This is a genomic window from Micromonospora sp. CNB394, assembly GCF_000374985.1.
GTDB classification, from domain to species: domain Bacteria; phylum Actinomycetota; class Actinomycetes; order Mycobacteriales; family Micromonosporaceae; genus Micromonospora; species Micromonospora marina.
The window spans coordinates 1-25,823 of record NZ_KB895828.1; the positions used below are offsets into that span (position 1 = coordinate 1).

Annotated in this window: 22 protein-coding genes and 1 pseudogene; 8 read left to right on the forward strand and 15 right to left on the reverse strand. The window is 73.2% G+C overall.

Going from position 1 to position 25,823, the window contains the following annotated elements; translation table 11 throughout:
* From C569_RS0107270 to rsgA, 5 genes are all read right to left on the reverse strand, one after another.
* Positions 1-532 (reverse strand): C39 family peptidase (locus C569_RS0107270; RefSeq protein WP_018785131.1); only part of this gene is annotated, 532 nt, incomplete at its 3' end.
* Positions 533-1,221: 689 nt separating this feature from the next.
* The gene (gene uvrC / locus C569_RS0107275; protein WP_018785132.1) at positions 1,222-3,168 is read right to left on the reverse strand and encodes an excinuclease ABC subunit UvrC; all 1,947 of its coding nucleotides are present in this window, start codon (positions 3,166-3,168) and stop codon (positions 1,222-1,224) included.
* 83 nt (positions 3,169-3,251) lie between these two features.
* The gene (locus C569_RS0107280) at positions 3,252-3,740 is read right to left on the reverse strand and encodes a Rieske (2Fe-2S) protein (RefSeq protein ID WP_018785133.1); all 489 of its coding nucleotides are present in this window, start codon (positions 3,738-3,740) and stop codon (positions 3,252-3,254) included.
* A 118-nt stretch (positions 3,741-3,858) separates the two neighbouring features.
* Entirely contained in the window at positions 3,859-6,801 is a 2,943-nt protein-coding gene (gene uvrA / locus C569_RS0107285) for an excinuclease ABC subunit UvrA (protein WP_018785134.1), read from the reverse strand.
* A 198-nt stretch (positions 6,802-6,999) separates the two neighbouring features.
* Positions 7,000-8,079 (reverse strand): ribosome small subunit-dependent GTPase A, encoded by a 1,080-nt coding sequence (rsgA, locus tag C569_RS0107290; RefSeq protein WP_018785135.1) that lies wholly within the window; start codon positions 8,077-8,079, stop codon positions 7,000-7,002.
* Positions 8,080-8,307: 228 nt separating this feature from the next.
* On the opposite strand from rsgA, the gene C569_RS0107295 reads away from it, so the two are divergent.
* Together C569_RS0107295 and C569_RS0107300 are read left to right on the forward strand one after the other, a co-directional pair.
* Entirely contained in the window at positions 8,308-9,024 is a 717-nt protein-coding gene (locus C569_RS0107295; RefSeq protein ID WP_018785136.1) for a maleylpyruvate isomerase family mycothiol-dependent enzyme, read from the forward strand.
* Between the two features lie 8 nt (positions 9,025-9,032).
* Entirely contained in the window at positions 9,033-9,686 is a 654-nt protein-coding gene (locus tag C569_RS0107300; RefSeq protein ID WP_018785137.1) for an MBL fold metallo-hydrolase, read from the forward strand.
* Between the two features lie 42 nt (positions 9,687-9,728).
* Here C569_RS0107300 and C569_RS0107305 read toward each other — a convergent pair whose 3' ends face one another.
* On the reverse strand, positions 9,729-10,334 hold the full coding sequence (locus tag C569_RS0107305) for a DedA family protein (protein ID WP_036345336.1): 606 nt from the start codon (positions 10,332-10,334) through the stop codon (positions 9,729-9,731).
* Positions 10,335-10,431: 97 nt separating this feature from the next.
* Positions 10,432-11,106 carry a methyltransferase gene (locus tag C569_RS0107310; protein WP_018785139.1) on the reverse strand — a complete coding sequence of 225 codons (675 nt, stop codon included), beginning with the start codon at positions 11,104-11,106 and terminating at the stop codon, positions 10,432-10,434.
* A gap of 180 nt (positions 11,107-11,286) precedes the next feature.
* On the opposite strand from C569_RS0107310, the gene C569_RS0107315 reads away from it, so the two are divergent.
* A complete protein-coding gene (locus C569_RS0107315; RefSeq protein WP_013287480.1) occupies positions 11,287-11,490 on the forward strand; it encodes a cold-shock protein in 204 nt (67 codons plus the stop codon).
* A gap of 135 nt (positions 11,491-11,625) precedes the next feature.
* On the opposite strand, the gene C569_RS34730 is transcribed toward C569_RS0107315, so the two are convergent.
* From C569_RS34730 to C569_RS0107335, 4 genes are all read right to left on the reverse strand, one after another.
* Positions 11,626-11,751, reverse strand: coding sequence for a hypothetical protein (locus C569_RS34730; RefSeq protein WP_018785140.1), 126 nt, complete (start codon positions 11,749-11,751; stop codon positions 11,626-11,628).
* Positions 11,752-11,856: 105 nt separating this feature from the next.
* Positions 11,857-12,765: a hypothetical protein gene (locus C569_RS0107325; RefSeq protein WP_018785141.1), complete on the reverse strand. Its 909-nt coding sequence runs from the start codon at positions 12,763-12,765 to the stop codon at positions 11,857-11,859.
* A gap of 170 nt (positions 12,766-12,935) precedes the next feature.
* Positions 12,936-14,585 (reverse strand): CocE/NonD family hydrolase, encoded by a 1,650-nt coding sequence (locus C569_RS0107330; RefSeq protein WP_018785142.1) that lies wholly within the window; start codon positions 14,583-14,585, stop codon positions 12,936-12,938.
* Between the two features lie 2 nt (positions 14,586-14,587).
* A complete protein-coding gene (locus tag C569_RS0107335; RefSeq protein WP_018785143.1) occupies positions 14,588-15,106 on the reverse strand; it encodes a MarR family winged helix-turn-helix transcriptional regulator in 519 nt (172 codons plus the stop codon).
* A gap of 135 nt (positions 15,107-15,241) precedes the next feature.
* On the opposite strand from C569_RS0107335, the gene C569_RS0107340 reads away from it, so the two are divergent.
* The gene (locus C569_RS0107340; protein WP_018785144.1) at positions 15,242-17,368 is read left to right on the forward strand and encodes an MMPL family transporter; all 2,127 of its coding nucleotides are present in this window, start codon (positions 15,242-15,244) and stop codon (positions 17,366-17,368) included.
* A 61-nt stretch (positions 17,369-17,429) separates the two neighbouring features.
* On the opposite strand, the gene C569_RS0107345 is transcribed toward C569_RS0107340, so the two are convergent.
* Both C569_RS0107345 and C569_RS0107350 read right to left on the reverse strand, forming a co-directional pair.
* Entirely contained in the window at positions 17,430-18,299 is an 870-nt protein-coding gene (locus C569_RS0107345) for a lytic transglycosylase domain-containing protein (protein WP_026267812.1), read from the reverse strand.
* A 31-nt stretch (positions 18,300-18,330) separates the two neighbouring features.
* Positions 18,331-19,776, reverse strand: coding sequence for a DedA family protein (locus C569_RS0107350; RefSeq protein ID WP_018785146.1), 1,446 nt, complete (start codon positions 19,774-19,776; stop codon positions 18,331-18,333).
* 130 nt (positions 19,777-19,906) lie between these two features.
* Here C569_RS0107350 and typA point away from each other — a divergent pair, with 130 nt between their 5' ends.
* On the forward strand, positions 19,907-21,775 hold the full coding sequence (gene typA, locus C569_RS0107355) for a translational GTPase TypA (RefSeq protein WP_018785147.1): 1,869 nt from the start codon (positions 19,907-19,909) through the stop codon (positions 21,773-21,775).
* An 87-nt stretch (positions 21,776-21,862) separates the two neighbouring features.
* Here typA and C569_RS34130 read toward each other — a convergent pair whose 3' ends face one another.
* Positions 21,863-22,156 (reverse strand): class I SAM-dependent methyltransferase, encoded by a 294-nt coding sequence (locus C569_RS34130; RefSeq protein WP_231394737.1) that lies wholly within the window; start codon positions 22,154-22,156, stop codon positions 21,863-21,865.
* Positions 22,157-22,411: 255 nt separating this feature from the next.
* Between C569_RS34130 and C569_RS0107365 the strand changes: the two genes are divergently transcribed.
* Positions 22,412-23,278, forward strand: coding sequence for a serine hydrolase (locus C569_RS0107365; protein ID WP_018785149.1), 867 nt, complete (start codon positions 22,412-22,414; stop codon positions 23,276-23,278).
* A gap of 5 nt (positions 23,279-23,283) precedes the next feature.
* Here C569_RS0107365 and C569_RS0107370 read toward each other — a convergent pair whose 3' ends face one another.
* Positions 23,284-24,081 carry a tyrosine-protein phosphatase gene (locus C569_RS0107370; protein ID WP_018785150.1) on the reverse strand — a complete coding sequence of 266 codons (798 nt, stop codon included), beginning with the start codon at positions 24,079-24,081 and terminating at the stop codon, positions 23,284-23,286.
* 44 nt (positions 24,082-24,125) lie between these two features.
* Here C569_RS0107370 and C569_RS0107375 point away from each other — a divergent pair, with 44 nt between their 5' ends.
* Positions 24,126-25,223: a mandelate racemase/muconate lactonizing enzyme family protein gene (locus C569_RS0107375; protein ID WP_018785151.1), complete on the forward strand. Its 1,098-nt coding sequence runs from the start codon at positions 24,126-24,128 to the stop codon at positions 25,221-25,223.
* Positions 25,224-25,280: 57 nt separating this feature from the next.
* Positions 25,281-25,823 (forward strand): annotated as a pseudogene (locus C569_RS32135) (hypothetical protein); the annotation flags it as partial.

Here is a 25,823-nt window from a genome sequence, read left to right on the forward strand (position 1 = left end):
AGCCGGTGACGCTGATGTAGTGGCCGCCTTCGAAGGAGTGGGTGGTGCCGTCGGTGTCGGTGGCGGTGCCGGCGATGTTGGCGACCACGGCCCGGCCGGCGTCGACGGTCTTGATCACGTCGGCGCGCAGGGTGTCGGTCTGCTTGTCGTCGGCCTTGGGGGTGCTGATCTCGACCGACTTGTAGGCGTCCGTGGTGCCGGTCTGCTTGTTCAGCACGGGGGTGATGTCGTTGATGCTGTCGGTGCCGGCCTCGGTGGTGCCCATCTCGCGGGCCATGGCGTGCACGTCGATGTTCTTGCCCTGCACGGACAGGGCGTTGCGGGCGGCGGCGGGGCCGCAGAAGTAGAAGTTGGGCTGGGCCTCGTAGCGGACGTCCAGCTCGCGCTCACCGTGGTTCTTGCGGTCGGTCACCATCGCGGTGGTGCCGGTGGGGGCGGCGTGGGCGGCGATCGCGGGGCCGGCGATGCCACCGGCGGTGGCGGCGATACCGGCAGCGGTCAGAACGGTCTTACGCAGCAGAGTGGTAGCCATGATGGTGGCCTCCCTGAAGTGGGGGATGACGCGGCGGGGTGCCGCGCGAAAGGGGGAAAGTCTTGGGGGTGCCCGTCGAAACCGGGCTGGCGCGCGGGCGACCCTGGGGGGGTCTGCTCCGCGGCTCGGGGATGTAACGACGACCGGGCCGGGCCGATTCCCTGACCTGGCGATCCGCTCCCGGGTGCCGGGGCGGGCCGGTGTCCGGCGCTCGACCCGGTTCCTCGGCGGTCAGCCATGTACAACGCCCCGCGCCCGCCACCGATTCCACGCTGACGATGGCACCGACCACAACCCCGACCATCTCAGCGAACCGGACACCGCCCACCAAACCCACCAGCCGGGGAGGGGATCCGCGAGATCACAGGCCCCAGCAACAAGATCCACCCCGGCCGCGCGCGATCTGCAAGATCGCGGAGGAAGGCGGGGCCGGGGCCGGGACGGGGGCGGAGGGCGGGGGGCGGGGACGACGGGTCACCCGTCCTCGCGTGGCGACACAACCCACACCGAACCACCCGCGGAACCCTCCCAGGAGGGGGGATGATGCTTCCGCCCATCGGGACCAGCGCCGTCGGTGGAACATCATGGGTGCCAAAAGCGGGCGGAGACACCCATGATGTTCCACTCGGGCCTGCCAGCGAGCCGGACAACGGGCGCGAGCAGGCAACGGGCCAGGAGCCGAGACCAGGTCAGGGACGCGGTGCGGCGTCGGTGGTGGTGGAACCGTCAAGCGCGGCCAGGATCGCCTCGGCCGTCCGCCGGCCCACCCCGGGCACCTCGGTGATCTCCTCCACGGAGGCGGACGACAGCCGCTTCAGCGAGCCGAAGTGCCGCAACAGCGCCTTGCGGCGTACGTCGCCGAGACCGGGGACGTTGTCCAGCGCGGATTCGGTCATCCGCTTCGAGCGCCGCTGGCGGTGGAACGTGATGGCGAACCGGTGGGCCTCGTCGCGGACGCGTTGCAGCAGGTAGAGCGCCTCGGAGGTGCGTGGCAGGATCACCGGGAACTCGTCGTCGGGCAGCCAGACCTCCTCCAGCCGCTTCGCCAGCCCGCACAGCGCCACGTCGTCGATGCCCAGCTCGGCGAGCGCGCTTGCGGCGGCGGCGACCTGGGGCGGGCCGCCGTCGACCACGACGAGCTGCGGCGGGTACGCGAACTTGCGCGGCCGCCCGGTGGTCGGGTCGATGCCGGGCCGGTCGGGGTCGGAGGCGGTCTCCTCACCCAGCTCACCGGTCTCGGCGCGGGCGTCGAGGTAGCGGGCGAAGCGCCGCCGCAGCACCTCGGACATCGCCGACAGGTCGTCGGTGGCGCCACGAACGATGAACCGGCGGTATTCGCCCTTGCGCGGCAGCCCGTCCTCGAACACGACCATGCTGGCGACCACGTCGGTGCCCTGGATCTGGGACACGTCGAAACACTCGATGCGCAGCGGCGAGGTGTCCATGCCGAGCGCGTCGGCGATCTCGTCGAGCGCCTGGCTGCGGGTGGTCAGGTCACCGGCCCGCTTGAGCTTGTGCCGGGCCAGCGCGTCCCTGGCGTTGCGCTCGACGGTCTCCAGCAGCGACCGCTTGTCGCCGCGCTGCGGCACCCGCAGCGACACCCGGCTGCCCCGGCGGGCGGAGAGCCAGTCGGCGAGCGCCTCGGCGTCGCCCGGCAGCTCGGGCACGAGCAGCTCGCGGGGCACGTCGGCCTCGCCCTGCTCGCCGCCGTACACCTGGGTGCAGAAGTGGTGCACGAGGTCGCCGGTGGTCAGTTCCTCGGTCTTCTCCACCACCCAGCCGCGCTGGCCGCGCACCCGGCCGCCGCGGACGTGGAAGACCTGGACGGCGGCTTCGAGCGGGTCGTCGGCGAAGGCGACCACGTCGGCGTCGGTGCCGTCGCCGAGCACCACCGTCTGCTTCTCCATGGCCCGGCGCAGCGCCGCGACGTCGTCGCGCAGCCGGGCGGCCCGCTCGAACTCCAGCTGCTCGCTGGCGTCGAGCATCTCCTTCTCCAGTCGCCGGACCATGGTGTCGGTGCGGCCGGCCATGAAGTCGCAGAAGCCGTCGACGATCTCCCGGTGCTGGTCGGCGCTGACGCTGCCCACGCACGGGGCCGAGCACTTGCCGATGTAGCCCAGCAGGCAGGGCCGGCCGACCTGGCCGGCGCGCTTGAACACCCCGGACGAGCAGGTCCGCGCGGGGAAGACCCGCAGCAGCAGGTCGAGCGTCTCGCGGATCGCCCAGGCGTGGGAGTACGGCCCGAAGTAACGCACGCCCTTGCGCTTCACCCCGCGCATCACCTGCAACCGGGGGTATTCCTCGTCGAGCGTGACCGCGAGGTAGGGGTACGACTTGTCGTCGCGGTAGCGGACGTTGAACCGCGGGTCGTACTGCTTGATCCAGGTGTATTCCTGCTGGAGCGCCTCGACCTCGGTGGCCACGGTGATCCAGTCGACCGACTCGGCGGTGAACACCATCTGCCGGGTGCGCTGGTGCAGGCCGACCGGGTCGGCGAAGTAGGAGTTGAGCCGGCTGCGCAGGTTGCGCGCCTTGCCGACGTAGATCACCCGGCCGGTGCCGTCGCGGAAGCGGTAGACCCCTGGCGACTCCGGGATGGTGCCGGGCGCGGGACGGTAGGTCGAGGGGTCAGCCACGGCGTCAAGCCTAGTCCGCACCCCTGACACCCGGCCGTAGCCGCGTCCCCGCCGACCACCGGCCGGCGGGGACGCGGAACGGGTCAGGCCAGCTTGATCTGGTCGCCGTCGACAGTGATCTCCTTCGCCGCGAGCGGCTTGGTGGCTGGGCCACCCTTCACCGAGCCGTCGACGATCGAGAACCGGCTGTTGTGGCAGGTGCAGTTGATCGTGCCGCCGTCGACGTTCGACACCGGGCAGCGTTGGTGCGTGCAGATCGGGTCGAACGCCTTGAACTGGCCGGCCTCCGGCTGGGTGATCACCACGCCCTGGCTGGCGAAGACGGCACCGCCGCCGACCGGGATGTCCGAGGTGCGCGCCAGCGCGCTGCCGCCCTCCCGGTCACCGCCGCCGGCGTCGCCGGTCGCGGTCGCGCCGGGCGGGCCGCCGCTGGTCGGGGCCAGCCCGGGGGCCGCGTCGTCGTCGCTGCCGCAGCCCGCGAGCACCACGGCCGCGCCGATCGCTCCGGCTCCGGCGAGCAGGGTACGGCGGCTCTGGGTGACCGGTCGGGTCAGCGCCTGATCATCACTCATGTCCGGCCTCTCTCTCGGCTTACTGCGGATACACGCACCAGCGTGGCGCACGGTTCATACTGGCGCGTCACAGACCGGGCACCGGCGGCCCGGCCCGCGAAAACGCGTACCGGATGAGTCAGCGCGCCCCGGCGGGGACCTTGCGCGGCCGCGACTTGGCGCTGCCGTTGGCCTTGGCCGCCCGGGTGGTGGCCGCCTTGGCGCCCTTGGCCTCGCCGTCGAGCTTGAGGATCGGCCGCAGGAACTGCCCGGTGTGGCTCTCCGGCACCTCGGCGACCTCCTCCGGCGTGCCGGTGGCGAGCACGGTGCCGCCCCGGTGACCGCCCTCGGGGCCCATGTCGATGAGCCAGTCGGCCGTCTTGATCACATCGAGGTTGTGCTCGATGGTGATGACCGTGTTGCCCTTGTCGACAAGGCCCTCCAGCACCATCAGCAGCTTGCGGATGTCCTCGAAGTGCAGGCCGGTCGTGGGCTCGTCGAGCACGTAGACGGTGCGGCCGGTGGAGCGCTTCTGGAGTTCGGAGGCGAGCTTGACGCGCTGCGCCTCGCCGCCGGACAGCGTCGGCGCGGGCTGGCCGAGGCGGACGTAGCCGAGGCCGACGTCGACGAGCGTCCGGAGGTGCCGGTGGATGGCCGGGATGGCGGAGAAGAACTCGGCCGCCTCCTCGATCGGCATGTCCAGCACCTCGGCGACCGTCCTGCCCTTGTAGTGCACCTCGAGGGTCTCGCGGTTGTAGCGCGCGCCCTTGCACACCTCGCAGGGGACGTAGACGTCCGGCAGGAAGTTCATCTCGATCTTGATGGTGCCGTCGCCGGAGCACGCCTCGCAGCGCCCGCCCTTGACGTTGAACGAGAACCGGCCCGGGCCGTACCCCCGGACCTTGGCCTCGGTGGTCTCGGCGAACAGCTTGCGGATGTGGTCCCAGACGCCGGTGTACGTGGCGGGGTTGGAGCGCGGCGTCCGCCCGATCGGCGACTGGTCCACGCCGACGACCTTGTCCACGTTCTCCAGGCCGGTGATCCGGGTGTGCCGGCCGGGCACCAGCCGGGCGCCGTTGATCTGGTTGGCCAGCACGGTGTAGAGGATGTCGTTGACGAGCGTCGACTTGCCCGAGCCGCTGACGCCGGTGACCGCGATGAGCTGGCCCAGCGGGAAGCTCACGGTGAGGTTGCGCAGGTTGTGCTCGCGCGCGCCGTGCACCACCAGCTCCCGGCCCGGCGTCTGCGGCCGGCGGGTGGCCGGCGTCGGGATGGCCTTGCGCCCGGCCAGGTACGCCCCGGTGACCGACTCGGTGTTGTCGAGCAGCGCCGGCACCGACCCGCTGTGCACGATCTTGCCGCCGTGCTCGCCCGCGCCCGGGCCGATGTCGACGATCCAGTCCGCCACCCGGATGGTGTCCTCGTCGTGCTCGACCACGATCAGCGTGTTGCCCAGGCCGCGCAGCCGCAGCAGCGTCTCGATGAGCCGGTGGTTGTCGCGCTGGTGCAGGCCGATCGACGGCTCGTCGAGCACGTAGAGCACGCCCACCAGGCCGGAGCCGATCTGGGTGGCCAGCCGGATGCGCTGGGCCTCACCGCCGGAGAGCGTGCCGGCCGGCCGGTCCAGCGAGAGGTAGTCCAGGCCGACGTCGAGCAGGAACTTCAGCCGGGCGTTGATCTCCTTGAGCACCCGCTCGGCGATCATCTTCTGCCGGTCGGTCAGCTCGATGCCGGCGAGCAGGTCGGCCGCCTCGCCGACGGAGAGGTTGCAGACCTCGGCGATGCTCTTGCCGGCCAGCGTGACCGCGAGCACCTCCGGCTTGAGCCGGGCGCCGCCGCAGGCCGCGCAGGGCACGTCCCGCATGTAGCCCTCGTACTTCTCCCGGGACCACTCCGACTCGGTGTCGGTGTGCCGGCGCTCGATCCACTGCACCACGCCCTCGAACCCGGTGTAGTAGGAGCGCTCGCGACCGTACTTGTTGCGGTAGCGCACGTGCACCTGGTCGTCGGAGCCGTGCAGGATCGTCTTCTGCGCCCGCGACGGCAGCGCCCGCCACGGCGTGTCGATGTCGAAGTGCTCGGCCTCGCCGAGCGCCTCCAGCAGCCGCAGGAAGTATTCGAGGTTGTGGCCGGTGGCCCAGGGCTGGATCGCGCCCTCGCGCAGTGTGCGCTCCGGGTCGGGGATGACCAGCTCCGGGTCCACCTCCTTCTTGGTGCCCAGGCCGGTGCACTCCGGGCAGGCGCCGTAGGGGGCGTTGAAGGAGAAGACCCGGGGTTCCAGGTCCTCGATGGCGAGGGGGTGGTCGTTCGGGCAGGCCAGGTGCTCGGAGTAGCGGCGCTCCCGGGCCGGGTCGTCCTCCGCCAGGTCGACGAAGTCGAGCAGCACCAGGCCGCCGGACAGGCCGAGCGCGGCCTCGACCGAGTCGGTCAGCCGCTGCTTCGCGCTCGGCTTGACGCTGAGCCGGTCGATCACCACCTCGATGGTGTGCTTCTCCTGCTTCTTGAGCTTCGGCGGCTCGGTCAGCGGGTGCACCACGCCGTCGACCCGGGCGCGGGCGTAGCCCTTGGCCTGGAGTTCGGCGAACAGGTCGACGTACTCGCCCTTGCGGCCACGCACCACCGGCGCGAGCACCATGAACCGGGTGCCCCCGGCCATGGCCAGGACGCGGTCGACGATCTGCTGCGGGCTCTGCTTGGAGATCCGCTCACCGCAGATCGGGCAGTGCGGCTCGCCGATGCGGGCGAACAACAGGCGGAGGTAGTCGTAGACCTCGGTGATCGTGCCGACGGTGGAGCGCGGGTTGCGGGAGGTGGACTTCTGGTCGATGGAGACGGCGGGACTGAGGCCCTCGATGAAGTCGACGTCGGGCTTGTCCATCTGGCCGAGGAACTGCCGGGCGTACGACGACAGCGACTCGACGTACCGACGCTGGCCCTCGGCGAAGATGGTGTCGAACGCCAGGCTCGACTTGCCCGAACCGGAGAGCCCGGTGAAGACGATCAGGGCGTCCCGGGGCAGGTCGAGACTGACGTCACGCAGGTTGTGCTCGCGCGCGCCACGGATGATCAGTCGGTCGGCCACGGTGCGTGTGCTCCCGGAAGAAGAATATGAGGCGGATCTGTGCACCAGACGCCGGGTCTGGGTGTTTTTCACAGGTTGTCGGGCGCAGAAAAGACGCCTCGGCAACTCTAGCCCCGACGTGTGACAACTTCCGTCGCGCGAGCGTTCCCCCAGCTCAGGCCGGTCGGGCGCGAACCACCTGAGCCGGCCCGGGTCGGCTCAGAATGCCCCGGGAGCGGGCGGGGTCGCCGGACGCCCGGTGCGTCGCCGGACGCCACGCCGCCCACCCCGCCGTTCGGTCGCCAGCCGGGCCGCCCGGCGACCGCTCTCGTGCTCGATCTCCCGCTGCAACCGGCGCCAGCTCTCCCAGCGGCGGACCGGCAGGGCACCCTCGTCCAGCGCGGCCCGCACCGCGCAGCCCGGCTCGGCGTCGTGGGCGCAGTCGCCGTACCGGCACCCGGCGGCCAGCTCGGTGATGTCGGCGAACGCCCGGTCCAGGCCCGCCGCGCCGTCGAGCAGGCCGACCGCCCGTACGCCCGGGGTGTCCAGCACCGCTCCCCCACCCGGCAGCGGCACCAGCGACCGCCAGGTGGTGGTGTGCCGGCCCTTGCCGTCGACGCGGCGGATCGCCTGGGTGCGCATCACGTCCGCCCCGGCCAGCGCGTTCACCAGACTCGACTTGCCGGCGCCGGAGGGGCCGAGCAGGCCGAGCGTACGGCCCGGTGCGACGTGCCGGCGCAGCGGCGCCAGGCCGGTGCCCCGCTCGGCGCTGACCGGCAGCACCGGCACCCCCGGCGCGATGTCGGCCAGCTGCCGGGCCACCGCCGCCGGGTCGGCGGCCAGATCGGCCTTGGTGAGCACGACGAGCGGCTCCGCCCCGGATTCGTGCACCAGGGAGAGCAGCCGTTCGATCCGGGCGGCGTCCGGTTCCGGGTGCACCGGCTCGACCACCGCGGCGGCGTCGAGGTTGGCGGCCAGCACCTGGCCGCCGGAGTCCTTGCCGGCGGTGCGCCGCACCAGCGCGGTACGCCGCGGCAGCACCGCCTCCACCGTGACCGGGCCGTCCGGCCAGGTGCACAGCAGCACCCAGTCACCCGCGCAGGGCAGCGCCGTCAGGTCGCGGGCGGCGGCGGACAGCACGCCGCCGCCGAGGCTGGCCCGCACCGGCCCCTGCGGGCACAACACGGTGCAGACGCCCCGGTCCACCCGGGCGACCCGCCCGTGCCGGTGGCCGGCGCGCCGGTCGAGATGGGCCGCCCAGCCGGCGTCCCAGCCGAGGGCGGTCAGATCGAGAGTCATGGTGTCCTCATCGGTGTCGAGGGGAGGTACGGGTGAACACACGCGCTGCGACCGGCATGCGCACCACCTCCCCTCCGACTCCCGGTGCCGCGTTCACGACGACGTGGCGCCCGGCGCCCGCGGCGATGCCGTCGGCCCCGACGGTAGGTGGCACGCAGACGCGCCGAAAGCGATTTCCCCCCGGGCACGGCCCGGTCCGGCCCGCTAGGGTCGACGCGTGAGAACGCGATGACCGCCGACCCCCTGCTGCTGACCGGCGCGCTGGCCGAGGCGAACGACCGGCTGCTGCGTACCGTGTCCGGCCTGACCGCCGCGGACGTCTCGGCGGCCTCGCTGCTGCCGGGCTGGACCCGTGCGCACGTGCTCACCCACCTGGCCCGCAACGCCGACGGGTTCGTCAACCTGCTCACCTCGGCGCGCACCGGCGAGGAGATCCCGATGTACGCCTCGGCGCAGGCCCGCGCCGACGACATCGACGCCGGTGCCGGGCGCGGCCCGGCCGACCTGCTGGACGACGTGCGCCGCAGCGGCCAGCGCTTCGACGCGGCGGTCGCGGCGATGCCGGTGGACGCCTGGGGCGCCACGGTGCAGACCCGGCGCGGCCCGTGGCCGGCGGCGATGCTGGTCTGGGGCCGGCTGCGCGAGGTCGAGGTGCACCACGTCGACCTGGCGGCCGGCTACCGCCCGGCGGACTGGCCGGAGGCGTTCGCGCAGCGGCTGCTGCACGAGGTGGTGACCGGGCTGGCCGGCAATCCGGCCGCGCCGGCCACGGTGCTGCGTTTCGACGGCGCGGCGTCCGAACTCGTCGTGGGTGACCCGGAGGGGGCGCCCACGGTCACCGGCCCCGCGCCGGAACTCGCCGCCTGGCTGACCGGCCGGGGCGCGGGCGAGCTGCTCACCGTCGAACCCGACGGCCCTCTGCCGAATCCACCGGAATGGATCTGAACACCGTTATGACCTACACCGGAGACGTCACGCCCGGCGGTCCGCCGGCCGTGCGCGAGCTCGACCGGCTCACCGTCACCAAGCTGTCGGTGGGCCCGATGGACAACAACGCCTACCTGCTGCGCTGCCACGCCACCGGCGAGCAGGTGCTGATCGACGCCGCGAACGAAGCGCCGCGCCTGCTGGAGCTGGTCGGCGACGGCGGGCTGGCCGCCGTGGTGACCACGCACCAGCACATGGACCACTGGGTCGCGCTGGAGGAGGTGGTGGCCAAGACCGGGGCGCGCGCGCTGGTGCACGCCGACGACGCCGAAGGGCTGCCCATCTCCGCCGAGCGGCTCGGCGACGGCGACACGGTGCCGGTCGGTGACTGCGCGCTGGAGGTCATCCACCTGCGCGGGCACACGCCGGGCTCGATCGCGCTGCTCTACCGCGACCCGGCCGGCACCCCGCACCTGTTCACCGGCGACTCGCTCTTCCCCGGCGGGGTCGGCAACACCGACCAGGACCCGGAGCGCTTCGGCCGGCTCGTCGACGACGTCGAGGCCAAGCTCTTCGACCGGTTGCCGGACGACACCTGGTTCTATCCGGGTCACGGCAAGGACAGCACCATCGGCGCCGAGCGGCCCGCGTTGCCGCAGTGGCGCGCCCGCGGCTGGTGAGCACGCCCGGCCCGGCCTCCCCGTGACGGCCGGGCCGGGCGCTCAGCCGGTGACCGCCCGCAGCCGGCGGCGGGTGGCGAGCAGCACCGGGCCGGCCAGCAGCAACCCGACCGCCATGGTCAGCACCGTGGGGTCGAGCGCCCCGGGCAGCAGGCCGGTCAGCGCCCGCGCGGCCAGCCCCAGCGCCACGTAGAGCCCGGCCCACGCGGTGGCCCCGGCCGCCGCGCAGACCAGGAACCGCCGGTACGACATCCGCAGCCCGCCCGCGGCCAGCGGCAGCAGCGCGTTGAACACCGGCAGGAACGGCGCCACCAGCACGATCCGTCCGCCGCCACTGTGCAACAGCGTCTCGGCGGCGGCCCAGCGCGACTCGCCGATCCAGCCGCCCACCCGGCTGTCCCGCAGCCGACCGCCCCAGCGCCGGCCCGCGAAGAAGCTCAGCGACCAGCCGGCCAGGCAGCCCGCGACCACCGCCGCGACGGTGAACGCCCCGCCGGCCGGAGGACCCGCGCCGACCGCGGCCAGGACCGCGGCGTCGCCGGGCACCAGCACCCCGATCAGGGGTACGGCGTCGGCGAGCATGACCACGCCGAGCAGCCCCATCAGCAAGGTGGTGGGCAGCTCACCGGCGGCCACGAGTTCGTTCATGAGCTGCACGCTATGCGCCACCGGCACCCCGGCGCATCGGGCATGATCCCCCAGTGGCCCCCGACACCCGGCCGGGGCGACCCCTAGGGTCAGCCGGTCACCGGGGCCGGAGCACCTGCACCCGGCGTACCGGGGAGTCGACCGAGGGTTCCGTGGTCGGCACCGGATAGCTCGCCACCAGTTCCAGCCCGTCCGGCGGCAGGTGACCCCGGTCCGGGTCGCCGACCAGCACCTGCACGCCGTGTGCGGCGCACCGACGCAGGTAGGGCAGGACCCGGGCGGCCAGGCCGGCGTCGTAGAGCGCGTCCCCGGCCACCAGCAGGTCGGCGCCCGCCACCCCGTCGAGCAGGTCGGCGCCGTCGACGGTCACCCGGACCCGGTTGGCCCGGGCGTTGACGGTGACCGCCGCCACCGCGTACGGGTCGATGTCGTTGGCGACCACCTGATCGGCCCCGGCCAGCGCGGCGGCGATGGCTACCAGCCCCGATCCGGCACCCAGGTCGAGCACCCGCCGCCCGGCGGCCAGCTCGGGGTGGTCCAGCAGGTGCCGGGCGAGCGCCTGGCCGCCGGCCCAGACCGACGCCCAGTACGGCGGCGGCAGCGACCGCCCGGCGGCGGCCTCCATCCGGGCCCACCACAGGATGGCGTCCTCGGCCAGGTGCAGGCGCACCTCCGGCACGAACGGCGCACCGATCAGGCGCAGACCGTCCGGGCCCCCGCCGGGCGCCGCGATCTCCTGCTCCAGGTCGGCCAGAGCCGTCTGCCTGCTCATCGGGGCAAGCATGCCGTGCCCGGCCCGACAGCGGGGTCTTTTTCCGGTCGCGCACGTATTCACTGGCGCGCCGCGCGCTTCCGGCAGCGGATTCCGGTCCGGACGGTTACTGTCGTGGTGGTACAGGGCGATCACCGGACGTGGAGCCGGTGCTCGCTCGCATTGAACAGGGAGAGACGCATGGCAACCGGCACGGTCAAGTGGTTCAACTCGGAAAAGGGCTTCGGCTTCATCGAGCAGGACGGCGGAGGCCCGGACGTGTTCGTCCACTACTCGGCCATCCAGAGCAGTGGCTACCGCGAGCTGAACGAGGGCCAGAAGGTCGAGTTCGAGGTGACCCAGGGTCAGAAGGGCCCGCAGGCGGACAACGTTCGTCCGATGTAACGCGTGCCGGTGGCGGCGGTCGGGCTCCGACCGCCGCCGCAGTGCATCATCAGGACGGCGCGGTCGGCAGGAGACTCACCAGCACCCGGCCGAGCACCAGCCAGCCGGTGCGCGCGCCGGGACCGGCGAGCGGGATCAGCAGCGCGGGCGGGCCGGTGGGCCGTACACCTTGAGCACGTCCATGAGCCGGCGGCGCAGAGGGTGGGCGAGCGCGGCGAGGACCCGCGAGTCGGTGACCTGCCGGACGGAGGGTCGTTCCATACGGCGAGCCTGACATCGGCAAGAGCTGTTGCGAAACAGTTCTTGCCGATAGACCGGACCGGGGCGCCGCGACCAGGGCGGTCGCGGCGCCGGACGGTCAGGCGGTCAGGCGGTCAGCCTGCGGGACAGTTCGTCGGCCACGTCCCGGGCGATCTGCTGCGGGATGGCCTCGGCGATCTTCTCCGCCGGCAGGCCGGCCAGCACCCCGGAGACGATCTCCTCCTCGTCGGCGAAGTCCTTGCCGGACAGCTCGTTCACCTGCGCCACCAGCGCCGGCCAGGCGCTCAGCATCGCCAGCATCTGCTGCAACGGCGAGTTCGCCATGGGCGGGCCGACCAGCCCGCTGGTGCCGACCGGCGAGATGAGCCAGTTGCGCAGGTTCTGCAGGTCGGCCAGGACGTTGCCGACGGTACGGCTACTCGAGCCGGTGTCGTTGATGAGCTTGTCGGTCTGTTCCATGTCATCCTCCGGTTTCACGACGGCGATCATCCCGATCGCGGTGAGGTAGCGGCGGAACAGCGGGGTCTGGTCCCGCCCCGCCTTTGTGGAGTCGCGGAAGAAGCTGAAGTGGGTGTGGAAGAGGTGGCTGCTGTCGCCGCTGGTCCGCCGGCCCAGCCGGTCCCAGCGGCGCACCGTCCGCCCGTCCGGGGAGTAGATGATCTCCCGGATGTCCCGGGTGTCGGCCGCGTTCGCCGCGCACTGGGCCACCATCCAGGTGGAGAAGGTCCGCAGGTTGTGCGTGCCTCCACCGGAACGGACGGAGAACATGCCGACGTCCAGCGCTGACGCGTACAGCGTGAGCCCGGACCGGTCCCGGCTGGACTCCACCACCGAGTAGTCGTTCCTGACGACCCGGTCGGAGCCGCAGTGGTAGCCGCCGCGGTGGTTGACGTCGCCGACGATGCCCACCTCCGCCGGCTCCAGGTCGGCGGCGCGTACGGCGTTCTTGTCCACGTTGAGGTAGGTGAGTAACAGGTTCCGGACGGCCAGCAGGTTCGCCGGGGCCGACGTCATGGCAGATCCCCCTTCCGATCGATGACCGGCGAGGGCACGACAATCACACCGCGTGATGACATGCGATCCGCAGACGCGCCCCGCCGGATAACTGCACGGCACCGGGCACTTGCTCCGAGCTTAACCGCGGTTAGGCATAAGTGCCCAGCTCAGAGGCGCTTTTTTTCCTATCAGCCCGCTGTGGACGGTGCCGGCACCAGCGGCAGCACCAGCACCGAGGGGTGCTCACGATCGTGGAGGATTTCTCGCCATCCAGCACGGAGGGTCACAGCGGTGCCGAGCGGCTCGCCGGTGCCCGGGTTACGCGCGTAGCGGGGGTGGGCGCCACCGGAGACCTGCACCCGCAGCCGGTGCCCGGGCGCGAAGCGGTACGCCGTCGGCCAGAGCGTCACCGGCACGGTGACCACTCCGGACGGATCACGCGGGAACCGTCCGGGCTCGACGCGGACCAAGCCGTCGCAGACGTTCCAGGAACGGCCGCGCCGGTCCACGTCGCACAGACGCACGAACACGTCCAGGTACGACAGTTCGCTGCGCAGGTGGATCTCGGCGCGTACCGGCCCGGCCACCTCGACCGGGTCGCGTAACGGCTCACCGGTGTAGGTGAGGACGTCCGGGCGGGCCTCGACCGGCCGGTTGTCCACCGCCCCGGCCCGCTGGGCCACCAGCAGCGGACCACCGAGTGACGGGGTGGGGTCGGCCGGGTCGTACCAGATCCGGTCCGGTTCGCCGTGCTCCTGCGGTTGCGGGGACAGCCCGCCGCCGGATCGCAGGTGCCACCGGGCGGGCGTGGCCGGTGGCGGCCACTCCGGCAGGTCACGCCAGCCGCCGCCGACGCCGCCGACGTGCACCCGCACCGGCGCGCGTCGCGGCCCGGGCCGCCCGGCCAGGTGGGTGTCCAGCCAGTCCAGGCCCTCCCGCAGCGAGGCCAGGAGCAGCCCCGGGCTGCCGTGCGTCCACGGCCCGACGACCAGGCGGGTACGCGCCCCGGCGGCCCGCAGGCGGGCGTAGTCGTCGAGCTGGGCCGGCAGGAAGATGTCCTGCCAGCCGCTGACCATGGCGACCGGCGCGCGGACCTCGGCGATCCGGTCGCCGAAGACCCGGGTGCGCCAGTAGCCCGCGTCGGGGGTGTGGTGGTGCAGCCACTCCTGGAAGAACGGCACCGTCACGCCGGTGGCGACCCGGTCCGCCTCGGCCAGCGGCAGGTGCGCCAGGGCGCGGGCGAGCCGGGGCTGGCCGCGCTTGAGCTCCCACTGCCGGGCCAGCCAGGGCACGGTCTGCGCCTGGAGCAGCTCGGCCCAGGTGAGCACCGTGTCCAGTGCGAACGACTCCCCCGCGTACGTGGAGTCGCGGGTGGCCGACGCGGTCACCACGGCGACCATCGCGCGCAGTTCCTCGCCCGCCTCGGCGGCGAGCGCCCACTGCACGAAGCCCTGGTAGCTGGCGCCGAACATGCCGAACGCGCCGGTCCACCAGGGCTGGCGGCGCAGCCAGTCCAGCGTGTCCAGGCCGTCGTCACGCTCGTGCACGAGCGGCGCGAACTCGCCGCCGGAGCCGAACGTGCCGCGGCAGGACTGGATCACCACGTGGAAGCCCCGCTCGGCGATCAGGCGGCCCAGCAGCCGGATCGGCCCGCCCCGCCCGTACGGGGTGCGGATCAGCACGCACGGCGCGGCGGGCAGGCCGGGCGCGTAGTGGTCGGTGCGCAGCGTCACCCCGTCGCGTACCCGGACCGGGATGTCCCGGGTGACGGTGACCCGCCCGGTGCGGGCGGCGGGCAGGCGCAGCGCCGCGGTCGCGGCCCGGGTGACCAGCCGCACGATCAGTCGTCCGGGCCGGAGGCGGCGCCACGGCGGGGCGCGGCGCGGATCTCGTCCCGGTGGCTCCGCATGGAGTGCACCATCTCGGCCATGAACCGGTGCACCACTGCGAGTTCGTCGTCGCTGAAGCGGTCCATCACCTCGTCGGTGCGGCGGCCCAGCGGCCCGAAGAAGCTCTGTGCCAGTGTGGCGCCGCGGTCGGCGTAGTGCAGGAGGATCTTGCGACGGTCGGCGGTGTCCCGGTCCCTCCGGATGTGGCCGCCACGCTCCAGCCGGTCGACGAGCGCTGTCACCGAGCCGGAGGAGAGGTTGAGCGCCTCACCGAGCCGCCCGGGGGTGATCGGGTCGCCCACCAGCTCGGCCTCCATCACCGCGATCAGGGCGTGCAGGTCGGTGGCGTTGAGCCCGTGCAGCCCGGCGAACGCGTGCCCGATGTGCTGCGCGTCGACCGAGTAACGACGCAGGTCGTTCGTGATGTCGGCGACCAGGCGAGCACGTGGGTCGTCGCGCCGCCGGTACATCCTGTGCGCCGCCACGCTAGCCGCCACCCCCTGTCGAACAGTTCCGGTTGCAGCATAGAACCACCCCGGATAATCTCGCTCATCAAGATACTCGTCAAAAGAGAATCCCCCGCGACCAATATGTGAGGGCATCAGATGTCTCTGTTCACCCGCGTCGTCCGGGGCCGGCTGGCCGCCTGGCTCACGCTGGCCGCCGCACTCGTCGTCGGCGTGGTCGCCTTCGGGCTGCCGAAGCCGGACAATCCGGAGCCCGTCTCCGACACGGGCCTGTCCGTCCAGTGGCAGTCGACCCAGGTCGAGCGGCTCCAGGAGCAGTTGCCCTCCAAGGACGCCCAGACCGCCCTGGTGGTGGTCAGCCGCGCCGACCGGGCCCCGCTCAGCGGCACGGACCGCGACACGCTCGACGGCGTCTCCGGCGAACTCGGCTCGCTCGCCGTGGGCGGCAGGGTATCCCCCGCCCAGGTCTCCCCCGACGGCACCGTGGCGCTGGTCGCGGTGCCGCTGTCCACCGAGGGCGGGCCGTCGGCGGTGGTCGACGAGGTGGAGAAGCTCCGCGAGGCGGTCGGTGACCTGCCCGGCGAGCTGAGGGTCGAGGTCACCGGCGGGCCCGCGTTCACCGCCGACCTGGGCAAGGTGTTCCAGGGTGCGGACACCACGCTGCTGCTGGTCACCGCCGCCGTGGTGGCGGTGCTGCTGCTCGTCACCTACCGCAGCCCGTTCCTGTGGTTGGTGCCGCTGCTGGTGGTGGGCGCCACCGAGCAGATCACGCTGCGCGTGGTGGAGTCCCTCGTCCCCGCCTTCGGCATCTACCTGCCCAGCGGGCAGGTGACGGGCATCGCCAGCGTGCTGGTGTTCGGCGCCGCCACCAACTACGCGCTGCTGCTCATCGCCCGCTACCGGGAGGAGCTGCGCCGCGAGGAGGACCGCTTCGCCGCCATGCGCTCGGCGCTGCGCCGCACCGCCGAGCCGATCCTGGCCAGCGGCAGCACCGTCGTCCTCGGTGTACTCACGCTGCTGCTGTCCGAGCAGGAGACCAACCGGGCGCTCGCCCTGGCCTGCGCCACCGGTGTGATCCTCGCCATGCTCTCCGCGCTGTTCGTGCTCCCCGCCGCGCTGCTGCTGTTCGGCCGGGGCCTGTTCTGGCCGTTCGTCCCCCGCGTCGGCAGCGCCGCCCGTGAGGGCCGCATCTGGGGCCGCCTCGGCGAGCTGGTCGTCCGCCGGCCGCTGCCGGTCGCCGCGCTGGCCGTCCTGCTGCTCGCCGGCCTCGCGCTCGGCGGCCTGGGCATCCGTACCGGGCTGTCCGAGACCGAGCAGTTCAGTGAGAAGCCCGAGGCGGTCGCCGGGGCGGAGACGCTCGCCCGGGCGTTCCCGGCCGGCAGCACCCAGCCGGTCGCGGTGCTCACCAACCCGCAGGCCGCCCAGGCGGTCCTCGCCGCGGCGAGCGGCGTCGACGGGGTCGCCTCCGCGCGGCCCGGCACCGCCGCCGACCGGGTCGCCCAGATCGACGTGGTGCTCACCGCCGAGCCGGGCAGCGCCGCGTCCGACCGGGCCGTGGTGGCGCTGCGTGAGGCCGTGTCCGCCGTACCGGACTCGTCGCCGCCCGCCGTGGAGGGCGCGGACGCCCCCGACGGCGCCCTGGTCGGTGGTTCGGTCGCCGCCACCTACGACTCGAGCGAGGCGAACACCAAGGATCTCCAGCTGATCCTGCCGCTCATCCTGCTGCTGGTCGGCGCGGTGCTGGTGCTGCTGCTGCGCGGCATCCTGGCGCCGCTGCTGCTGGTGCTGACGGTGATCGCGTCGTTCTTCGCCAGCCTCGGCGCGGCCTGGCTGCTCTTCGACCACGTGCTGGACTTCCCGGCGCTGGACAGCGGGGTGCTGCTGCTCGCGTTCGTGTTCCTGGTCGCGCTCGGCGTCGACTACAACATCTTCCTGGTCACCCGGGCCCGGGAGGACGCCCGGCGCACCGGCACCCGCGACGGCATGCTGTCGGCGCTGCGGGTCACCGGCGGTGTGATCACCAGCGCCGGCATCCTGCTGGCGGCGGTGTTCGCGGTGCTCGGCGTGCTGCCGCTGATCACGCTCACCCAGATCGGCATCATCGTCTGCATCGGCGTGCTGCTGGACACGCTGCTGGTCCGTACCGTCCTGGTGCCGTCACTGGCGTTCCTGCTCGGCGACCGGTTCTGGTGGCCCGGTCGGATCGCCCGGGACGCCGACGCGCCCCGTGAGGCGCCGGCCGAGCCGGTCCCCGCGCGGGACTGACCTGGGACAGACGGGGCGGGGGCCGGCGCGTACGCCGGCCCCCGTTCCGTCGTCCGGTCGCTCAGAAGCTCAGGCACTCGCACCCGGTCATCAACGCCCGCACGTTGCGCACGTACTGCGGGTTGGGGACGGTCAGCGGCTGACCCTCCCGCGCCACCGCGCCGTGCCCGTAGTTGTAGGCCGCGATCACGGCGTTGAGCAGGCAGGAGTTCAGCTCCGCGGTGCACAGTGAGGCGTCGAGCCGGTAGTCGGACTCGAAGTACATGTCGCCGATGTACTTGGTCAGCCAGGCCAGGTAGGTGCCGCCCAGGTAGGCGTTGTCCCGGTAGGCGTCGATGTCGTACGACTGGCCGAACCGCTGGTTCATCCACTCCGCGGTGGCCGGCATGACCTGCATCAGCCCGACCCCGCCGTCACAGGCGATGATGTTGGACTGCCACCCGCTCTCCTGCCAGGCGGTGGCCTTCAGCAGCGCCGACGGGATGCGGATGTCCGGCGCCGAGGTCGGCCAGTAGGTACGCGCCGCAGCGTCGGCGAGCGCCGCCTTCACCTGGCTCTGGCTGGCCTTGGTGCCCCGGTAGCTCGGCTTGCAGCCCTCGTCCGCCGGTTTCGGCGGCGCCGGCGGCACCTGGGTCTCGGTCGGCGGCTGCGGCCGGGCCAACGGCGCCGTGGACGTCCGGGTCGGCTTGGCCTGCGGCTTCGGTTTCGCCGACGCGCTCGGGCTGGGCCGCCCGCCCATCGCCGCCACCGCCGGCGGCTCCTCGTTCGGCGCGTCGGCCGGCGCCTCAGGTGGCTGGTCCACCGGGGCCGCCGTGGGCAGTTCCACAGCCACCTCGCGGACCGGCTGCTCCTGCTCGCCGCACGCCGTGAGCGTGGCCGCCGCGAGCAGCGCCACCACCGTCACGGCCCACCGGGCGCGTCCTCGCCGCATCGAACCTCCCCGTTGTCCCCGTCGGCGCACCCTAACAAGGATCGACGGGCTCGGGGGGTACCCGCGACGCGGAGCGGCGGCCCCGCGGCCGGGGAGGCGACTCCGGGACCGTGCCGGGGCCCGGCCGCTCGTCCGGTTCCGCCAGGCGGTCCCGGGTCGCCCACGCCACCACGAACACGGTGGTCCACGCGAGGCCCAGCAGCACCGCCGTGATGGTGCCGCTGGCCGTGCTGAAACCCAGGTAGAGCCGCGCCCCGGTGACCGTCACCACCGCCGCCGACGCGACCGTCCAGACCGCCGCGCCCACCGGCCAGCGGGCGCCCCGCGACAGCAGCCAGGCGAGCGTGCCGAAGCTCGCGGTCACCAGCGCGTTCTGTGTCGGGAACAGGTCACCGGGGCGGTCCGGGCCACCCGGGCCGGTCAGCTCCGCGACGACGACGAGCAACACCAGCGGCACGGCCGCGCCGACCGTACCCAGCACCCCGAGCGGGTCGGCCCGCCACGCCCGCCCCCGCCGCGTCACCACCGCGGCCACCACCGCCACCGCGGCGATCAGCACCCAGCCGCGCAGCACCGACACCGCGAGCAACGCCGTGTCGACCACCCCTGGGGTACGCCGGGCGGCGAACCAGTCGGCGACCAGCCCGTCGAGGACACCCAACCCGCTGTGCGCGACGACCGCCTCCAGCAGGGCCGCCACCGCGAGCCCGGCGACGAACAGCAGCGCCAGCCCCAGCGCCAGGTTGACCAGCAGGGTCCAGGCCGGGCCGACGCGCATGGCGACCAGGAAGAACAGCACGCCGTACCGGGCCCGCAGCCAGCGCAGCGGCGGCAGCGCGGCGGCCCGTGCGGCAAGCGCGCGCACCGGGTCCGGGTTGCGCCCCAGCCAGCGGCCGGCGAGCACCACGGCGAGCAGGCACAGCAGCAGGGCCAGCACCGCCCCGGTGGCCCGGCCGAGCAGCTTCGACACCCGCTCGTACGACTCGCCGGCCAGGTAGCCGGCCAGCACCGAGGCGCCGACCCAGCTCGCCACCCCGGCCAGGTTCCACGGCGCGAACCGCCGGTACGGCATCCCCGCCGACCCGGCCAGCCGGGGCGCCAGCGTGCGGGCGAACGCGATCCAGCGGGCCGCGAGCACGCCCCGGCCGCCGAGGCGCTCCAGCAGCGAGTCGGCCCGCCGCCACCGGTGCGCGCCGATCCGGGCGCCGACGCCCGAGGCACGCAGCCGGGGGCCGTACCGGCGGCCCGCCCGCCACGCGAGTGTGTCTCCGATCACGGCTGCGGCGGTCATGGCCACCAGCACGGGCGCGAGGCGCAGCGTCCCCGCGTACGCTAGGAAGCCGACCAGAAGCAGGGTCGCCTCGCCGGGCATCAGCAGCCCGACGATCACCGCGGTCTCCGCCGCGACGATCGCCGCGGCGGCCAGGTAGATCAGCAGGGGCGGCAGCTCCTGCAGCCAGCTCAGCAGGTCAGGCATCGGACACCCCGCACGGGTGTCAGCATGCCAGTCGCTGGAACGGTCGGCACAGCACTTTCGACGCAGATCCGGGCGATCTCGGGGTGACCCCGAGGCGTGCCCGGCAACCGCAGACAGGAGTATGGAGGGTATGCAGCTACGCACCGACCTCCGCAACGTCGCCATCATCGCCCACGTCGACCACGGCAAGACGACCCTGGTCGACGCCATGTTGCGGCAGGCCGGCGCCTACGGCGCCCGTGGTGAGACCACCGAGCGGGTCATGGACTCGATGGACCTCGAGCGCGAGAAGGGCATCACCATCCTCGCCAAGAACACCGGCGTGCGGTACCTGCCGGCGGACGGCTCGGAACCGGTCACCATCAACATCATCGACACCCCCGGTCACGCCGACTTCGGCGGCGAGGTCGAGCGCGGCCTGACCATGGTCGACGGTGTGGTGCTGCTGGTCGACGCCAGCGAGGGCCCGCTCCCGCAGACCCGGTTCGTGCTCCGCAAGGCGCTGCGCGCCCGGCTGCCGATCATCCTGGTGATCAACAAGGTGGACCGCCCGGACGCCCGGATCAAGGAGGTCGTGGACGACACCTACGAGCTGTTCCTCGACCTGGACGCCGACGAGGAGCAGATCGACTTCCCGATCGTCTACGCCTGCGCCCGCGACGGCATCGCCTCGCTGACCCAGCCCGCCGACGGCGCGGTACCGGACGACAGCAGCAACCTGGAGCCGCTGTTCCGGACGCTGCTGGACACCATCCCCGCGCCCGCGTACGACGAGGAGGCGCCGCTCCAGGCGCACGTCACCAACCTCGACGCGTCGCCGTTCCTGGGCCGGCTCGCGCTGTGCCGGGTCCGCCAGGGCACCATCAGCAAGGGCCAGACCGTGGCCTGGTGCCGCACCGACGGCAGCACCCAGCGGGTACGCATCTCCGAGCTGCTGATGACCGAGGGCCTGGAGCGCAAGCCCGCCGAGTCGGCCGGGCCGGGCGACATCATCGCCGTCGCCGGCATCCCGGAGATCATGATCGGTGAGACGCTCGCCGACGCCGAGAACCCGGTGCCGCTGCCGCTGATCACCGTGGACGAGCCGGCCATCTCGATGACCATCGGCACCAACACCTCGCCGCTGGTCGGCCGGGTCAAGGGCGCCAAGGTCACCGCGCGGATGGTCAAGGACCGGCTCGACAAGGAGCTGATCGGCAACGTCTCGCTGCGGGTGCTGCCCACCGAGCGGCCGGACGCCTGGGAGGTGCAGGGCCGCGGTGAGCTGGCCCTGGCGATCCTGGTCGAGCAGATGCGCCGCGAGTCCTACGAGCTGACCGTCGGCAAGCCGCAGGTCGTCACCAAGGAGATCGACGGCAAGACCTGCGAGCCGGTCGAGCGGCTGACCATCGACGCCCCGGAGGAATACCTCGGCGCCATCACCCAGCTCCTGGCCACCCGCAAGGGCCGGATGGAGCAGCTGGTCAACCACGGCACCGGCTGGATCCGGATGGAGTGGCTGGTCCCGGCGCGCGGCCTGATCGGCTTCCGGACCGAGTTCCTCACCGAGACCCGCGGCACCGGCATCCTGCACCACGTCTTCGAGTCGTACGAGCCGTGGTTCGGCGAGCTGCGCACCCGCAACAACGGGTCGCTGGTCGCCGACCGGGCCGGTTCGGTCACCGCGTTCGCGATGACCAACCTCCAGGAGCGTGGCCAGCTCTTCGTCGAGCCGGGCACCGAGGTGTACGAGGGCATGATCGTCGGGGAGAACTCCCGCTCCGACGACATGGACGTCAACATCACCAAGGAGAAGAAGCTCACCAACATGCGCTCGTCGACCGCTGACGAGACCGAGAAGCTGATCCCGCCGCGCAAGCTGTCCCTGGAGCAGGCCCTGGAGTTCTGCCGCGAGGACGAGTGCGTCGAGGTCACCCCGGCCGCGGTGCGCATCCGCAAGGTGGTGCTGGACCAGACCCAGCGCGGCCGGATGGCCGCCCGCCGCAAGCACGCCGGCTGACCCAGCCGCTCACCAGCCACCCGGAGCCCGGTCCACCCTTCGGCGGACCGGGCTCCGGCCTTCCCCCACCCCACCCCCGGTCGCCGATCACCGGTCGATCATGAGGTTCGCGGCAGTCCTGGAGATCGATTCGGCGAACGCGCCCACGAAACACGGGTGCACCCCGACGTGCACCAGCCGGCCGCCGGTTGCCAGCACCCGCGCCGCCTCGGTGATCGCCGCCGGATAGTCCGGCATGTCGGTGTGCGCGAGCACGTACACCACCGCCGGTACGGCGCCGGTGGCCAGGGGCAGCGGGGTTCCGTCGGCGCGGGCCACCGGCAGCCGGGCGCGGGCGTGGCGTAGCTGCCCCCGGACAGGTCCACCCCCAGCGGCGTCCACCCGAGACGCCGCAGCTCGGCCGCGTGCGCCCCGGTGCCGCAGCACAGGTCCACGCACCGGCCCGGGCCGTCACCCAGCAGGTCGGCCAGCACGGAGCGGACCCGGTCCATGTAGACCGACGAGGTCTCGCTGGCGTACTCCTCGTACCAGTCGGCGATGTCGTCGTACAACGGGGTCGTCATCTCCGCACGCTAGCCCCGCACCCGTGGTCGCCGCTGCCCCGCGTACGCCCCGAAGATCGGCTACGGTGCGGTCATGACCTGGGAGGACCTCGACGCGCACCTGGACAAGGTGCCCGGCACCGTCTCCGCGTACGTGGGCCGCCCCGGCGCGCGGCAGGCGTGGACGCGGCGGGCCGACGCCACCCACTACGCGGCGAGCACCATGAAGCTCGCCGTGCTGGTGGCGCTGTTCCGCGCCGCCGAGGCCGGTCGGCTCGGCCTGGACGCGCCGGTGCCGGTGCGCAACTCGTTCGACTCCGCGCTGCCGGGCGCGCCCCGGTTCGCCAACGACCGCGACTACGACAACGACGAGGCGGTCTGGGACCGCGTCGGCGGCGAGGTGCCGTTGCGCTGGCTCGCCGAACGGATGATCATCCGGTCCAGCAACCTCGCCACGAACATCTGCATCGGCCAGGTGGGGCTGCCCGCCGTGGCGCAGGCGTGGGCGCTCGCCGGGGCGCGGCACAGCGTCACCGGCCGCGGCATCGAGGACTTCGCCGCCCGTGACTCCGGCATCGACAACCTGGTCACCGCCGCCGACCTGGCCGCCCTGCTCGGTGAGCTGGCGCTCGGCGCGACCCGGCCCGGCCCGCTCGCCTCGCCGGCCGGCTGCGCCGCCATGCTCGACGTGCTCGTCGCCCAGGAACACCGTGAGGACCTGGCCGCCGGGCTGCCCGACGGCACCCGGATCGCGCACAAGAACGGCTGGGTACGCGGCGTACGCCACGGCGCGGGCGTGGTGTTCCCGGACGACGCGCCGCCGTACACGATCGTCGTCTGCACCACCACCGACCTGGCCGACGGCGGCGCGGACGGCGACGAGGTCTCCGACGACGCCTGCCGGCTGATCGCGCACGTCTCCGAGCGGGTCTGGGCCGCGCGGCACGACCTGACCGGCTGACCCGGTCACTCCAGCAGCCGCTCGCGCAGCGCTTCGCGGTGCGCGTCGGTCACCCCCAGACCGTCGCGCAGGTACGCGTCGAACGAGCCGTGCGCGCGGCGCACCTCGTCGTAGGCGGCGTCCAGGTATTCCGGGCGCACCTCCAGCAGCGGCCGGGCCACCGCCGGGTCCAGGTCCGGCCGGCGCTGGATCATCGCGGACAGCAGCACCTCGCGCAGGCTCTCGGTCAGCTCGTTGTGCACCAGGTAGTCGGCGCGGATCGCCTCCTCCTGCACCCCCAGCGCGGTCAGCAGCACCACCGACAGCCAGCCGGTGCGGTCCTTGCCGGCCGAGCAGTGGAACAGCAGCGGCAGGTTCGGCCCGTCCGCGGCCAGCCGCACCGCCGCGCCGAAACCGGCCCGCGCCGACTCCCCGGTGACGAACCAGCGGTAGATCGCCGTCATCGCCCCCGGCATGCCCTCGCGGGCCAGTGCCGCGTACGCGTCCAGGTCGTGGCCCTGCAACACCGCCGAGACGTACGTGAACACCGGGTGGGCCGCGTCGTAGACCGGCAGGTGCACCGTGCGGGGTTCCCCCACCAACCGGTCCGGCGGGGCCACCGCCTGCTCGTGGACGTCGCGCAGGTCCACCACGCAGGCCGGGCCGAGCTTGCCCAGCACCGGCAGGTCCTCGTCGGTGAGACGGCCCAGCGCGGGCGTGCGGATGAGCCGCCCCGCCCGTACCCGCCGCCCGTCGGTCGTCGGCAGTCCACCCAGGTCACGCGCGTTCGGCGCGCCCACCAGCTCCCATTCCCGCCCGGCCATCGGCCCTCCCCTGCTCGCCGCCAGTTGGCTATAGGGTGCCCCACATGACGATCGCCGCGGTACGCACCCACCGGCTCTCGGCCCCCTTACACACCCCGTTCGTCAGCGCGCTGCGCCGCACCACCACCGTGGACACGCTGGTCGTGGAGGTGATCGACGGTGACGGGCGCCCGGGTTTCGGGGAGGCACCGCAGGTCTGGCAGGTTACCGGCGCGTCGGTGGCGGGCGCGGAGGCGTGCGTACGCGAACTGCTCGCGCCGCTGCTGATCGGGCGCGACGCCGACGACCTCCAGGCCGCCTGTGCCCTGGTGCGCCGCGCCGTGGTGGGCAACGAGTCGGCGAAGGCGGCGGTCGACGTGGCGCTGCACGACCTGGCGGCGCGGCGGCTCGGCGTACCCCTGGTGCGTCTGCTCGGCGGCACGGCGCTGCGCGTGCCGACCGACGTCACGCTGGCCGCCGGCGACGCGGTGGACCTGGCCGCGACGGCGGCGCGGCGCGGCGGCGAGGGGTTCACCGTGCTCAAGCTCAAGGTCGGCACCGATGCCCGCGGCGACCTGGACCGGGTCCGCTCGGTGCGGGCCGCGGTCGGCCCGGACGTGCGGATCCGGCTGGACGCCAACCAGGGCTGGACGCCCCGGGAGGCGGTGCGGGTCATCCGCGCGATCGAGGACGCGGGGCTCGACGTGGAGCTGGTCGAGCAGCCGGTGCACCGCCGCGACCTGGACGGGCTGGCCTGGGTCAGCAACCGGGTGGACCTGCCGATCCTGGCCGACGAGTCCGTCTTCGACGTGCGCGACCTGGTCGAGGTGATCCGGCGGCGGGCCGCCGACATGGTCAACGTGAAGCTGGCCAAGTGCGGCGGCCTGCAGCCGGCGCGCACGCTGCTCGACCTGGCCGCCGCGCACGGCATGGGCACCATCGTCGGCTCGATGATGGAGGGCCCGGTGGGGGTCGGCGCCGCCGCCAGCCTGGTCGCCGCCTACGGCACCACGGCCGTGTCGGATCTCGACGCCGCCTGGTGGCTGGCCTGGTCGCCGGTCGCCGGGGGCATCCGGTACGAGGGCGCGAGCGTGCTGCTGCCGGACGCGCCGGGCCTGGGCGTCACCGGACTGCGTGAAGCTAAAATTCAGACACGTGCTTGAGCATTGTCAGAATTTTTCATATCGTCGCCCCGACGACCACCGCAGAGAGGGGTACGCGTGGCGCCTCTGCCCGGCCACCGGGCCGTCGTACGGGTACCGGTGGCGACCCTCTGGACCGCGCCCGAGGCGGTACGCCCGATCGACTGCCCCGCCCTCGCCGGCTCCCCCGACGTCGCCGCCTGGATCGCCGGCATGGACCGCGACCAGCTCGTCGGTGACTGCGTCCTGACCCAGCTGCTGCTCGGCGAGCCGGTGCGCGTCACCGAGACCCGCCCGGACGGCTGGGTGCGGGTGGTGGCACTGGGCCAGCCCGCGGCGAAGCTCGGCGCCGACGGTTATCCGGGCTGGCTGCGCGCCGCCCACCTGGCCGACGCCGACCCGTCCTCCCCGGTTCCGGCCGACGTCGCCTCAGCCGGCTCCGCTCCGTCCGGCACCGCTCCGGCCGGGCCGGTCGGTACCGGCCCATCCGGTCCTGGTCCGTCCGGTTCGAGCCCGTCCGGTACCGGTCCGTCCGGTACCGGTCCGTCCGATACCGGTCCGTCCGATACCGGTCCGTCCGATACCGGTCCGTCCGATACCGGTCCGTCCGATACCGGTCCG

What these genes read in the sequence shown, in the direction of transcription:
- C569_RS0107310 (WP_018785139.1), bottom strand. Translation starts at nt 11,106, where the DNA reads ATGAGCAGGCAGACGGCTCTGGCCGACCTGGAGCAGGAGATCGCGGCG.
- C569_RS0107305 (WP_036345336.1), bottom strand. Translation starts at nt 10,334, where the DNA reads ATGAACGAACTCGTGGCCGCCGGTGAGCTGCCCACCACCTTGCTGATG.
- rsgA (WP_018785135.1), bottom strand. Translation starts at nt 8,079, where the DNA reads ATGACTCTCGATCTGACCGCCCTCGGCTGGGACGCCGGCTGGGCGGCC.
- C569_RS0107335 (WP_018785143.1), bottom strand. Translation starts at nt 15,106, where the DNA reads ATGTACCGGCGGCGCGACGACCCACGTGCTCGCCTGGTCGCCGACATC.
- typA (WP_018785147.1), top strand. Translation starts at nt 19,907, where the DNA reads ATGCAGCTACGCACCGACCTCCGCAACGTCGCCATCATCGCCCACGTC.
- C569_RS0107280 (WP_018785133.1), bottom strand. Translation starts at nt 3,740, where the DNA reads ATGAGTGATGATCAGGCGCTGACCCGACCGGTCACCCAGAGCCGCCGT.
- C569_RS0107375 (WP_018785151.1), top strand. Translation starts at nt 24,126, where the DNA reads ATGACGATCGCCGCGGTACGCACCCACCGGCTCTCGGCCCCCTTACAC.
- C569_RS0107365 (WP_018785149.1), top strand. Translation starts at nt 22,412, where the DNA reads ATGACCTGGGAGGACCTCGACGCGCACCTGGACAAGGTGCCCGGCACC.
- C569_RS0107345 (WP_026267812.1), bottom strand. Translation starts at nt 18,299, where the DNA reads ATGCGGCGAGGACGCGCCCGGTGGGCCGTGACGGTGGTGGCGCTGCTC.
- C569_RS34730 (WP_018785140.1), bottom strand. Translation starts at nt 11,751, where the DNA reads ATGGAACGACCCTCCGTCCGGCAGGTCACCGACTCGCGGGTCCTCGCC.
- C569_RS0107370 (WP_018785150.1), bottom strand. Translation starts at nt 24,081, where the DNA reads ATGGCCGGGCGGGAATGGGAGCTGGTGGGCGCGCCGAACGCGCGTGAC.
- C569_RS0107325 (WP_018785141.1), bottom strand. Translation starts at nt 12,765, where the DNA reads ATGACGTCGGCCCCGGCGAACCTGCTGGCCGTCCGGAACCTGTTACTC.
- C569_RS0107300 (WP_018785137.1), top strand. Translation starts at nt 9,033, where the DNA reads ATGACCTACACCGGAGACGTCACGCCCGGCGGTCCGCCGGCCGTGCGC.
- C569_RS0107295 (WP_018785136.1), top strand. Translation starts at nt 8,308, where the DNA reads ATGACCGCCGACCCCCTGCTGCTGACCGGCGCGCTGGCCGAGGCGAAC.
- C569_RS0107315 (WP_013287480.1), top strand. Translation starts at nt 11,287, where the DNA reads ATGGCAACCGGCACGGTCAAGTGGTTCAACTCGGAAAAGGGCTTCGGC.
- C569_RS0107350 (WP_018785146.1), bottom strand. Translation starts at nt 19,776, where the DNA reads ATGCCTGACCTGCTGAGCTGGCTGCAGGAGCTGCCGCCCCTGCTGATC.
- C569_RS0107340 (WP_018785144.1), top strand. Translation starts at nt 15,242, where the DNA reads ATGTCTCTGTTCACCCGCGTCGTCCGGGGCCGGCTGGCCGCCTGGCTC.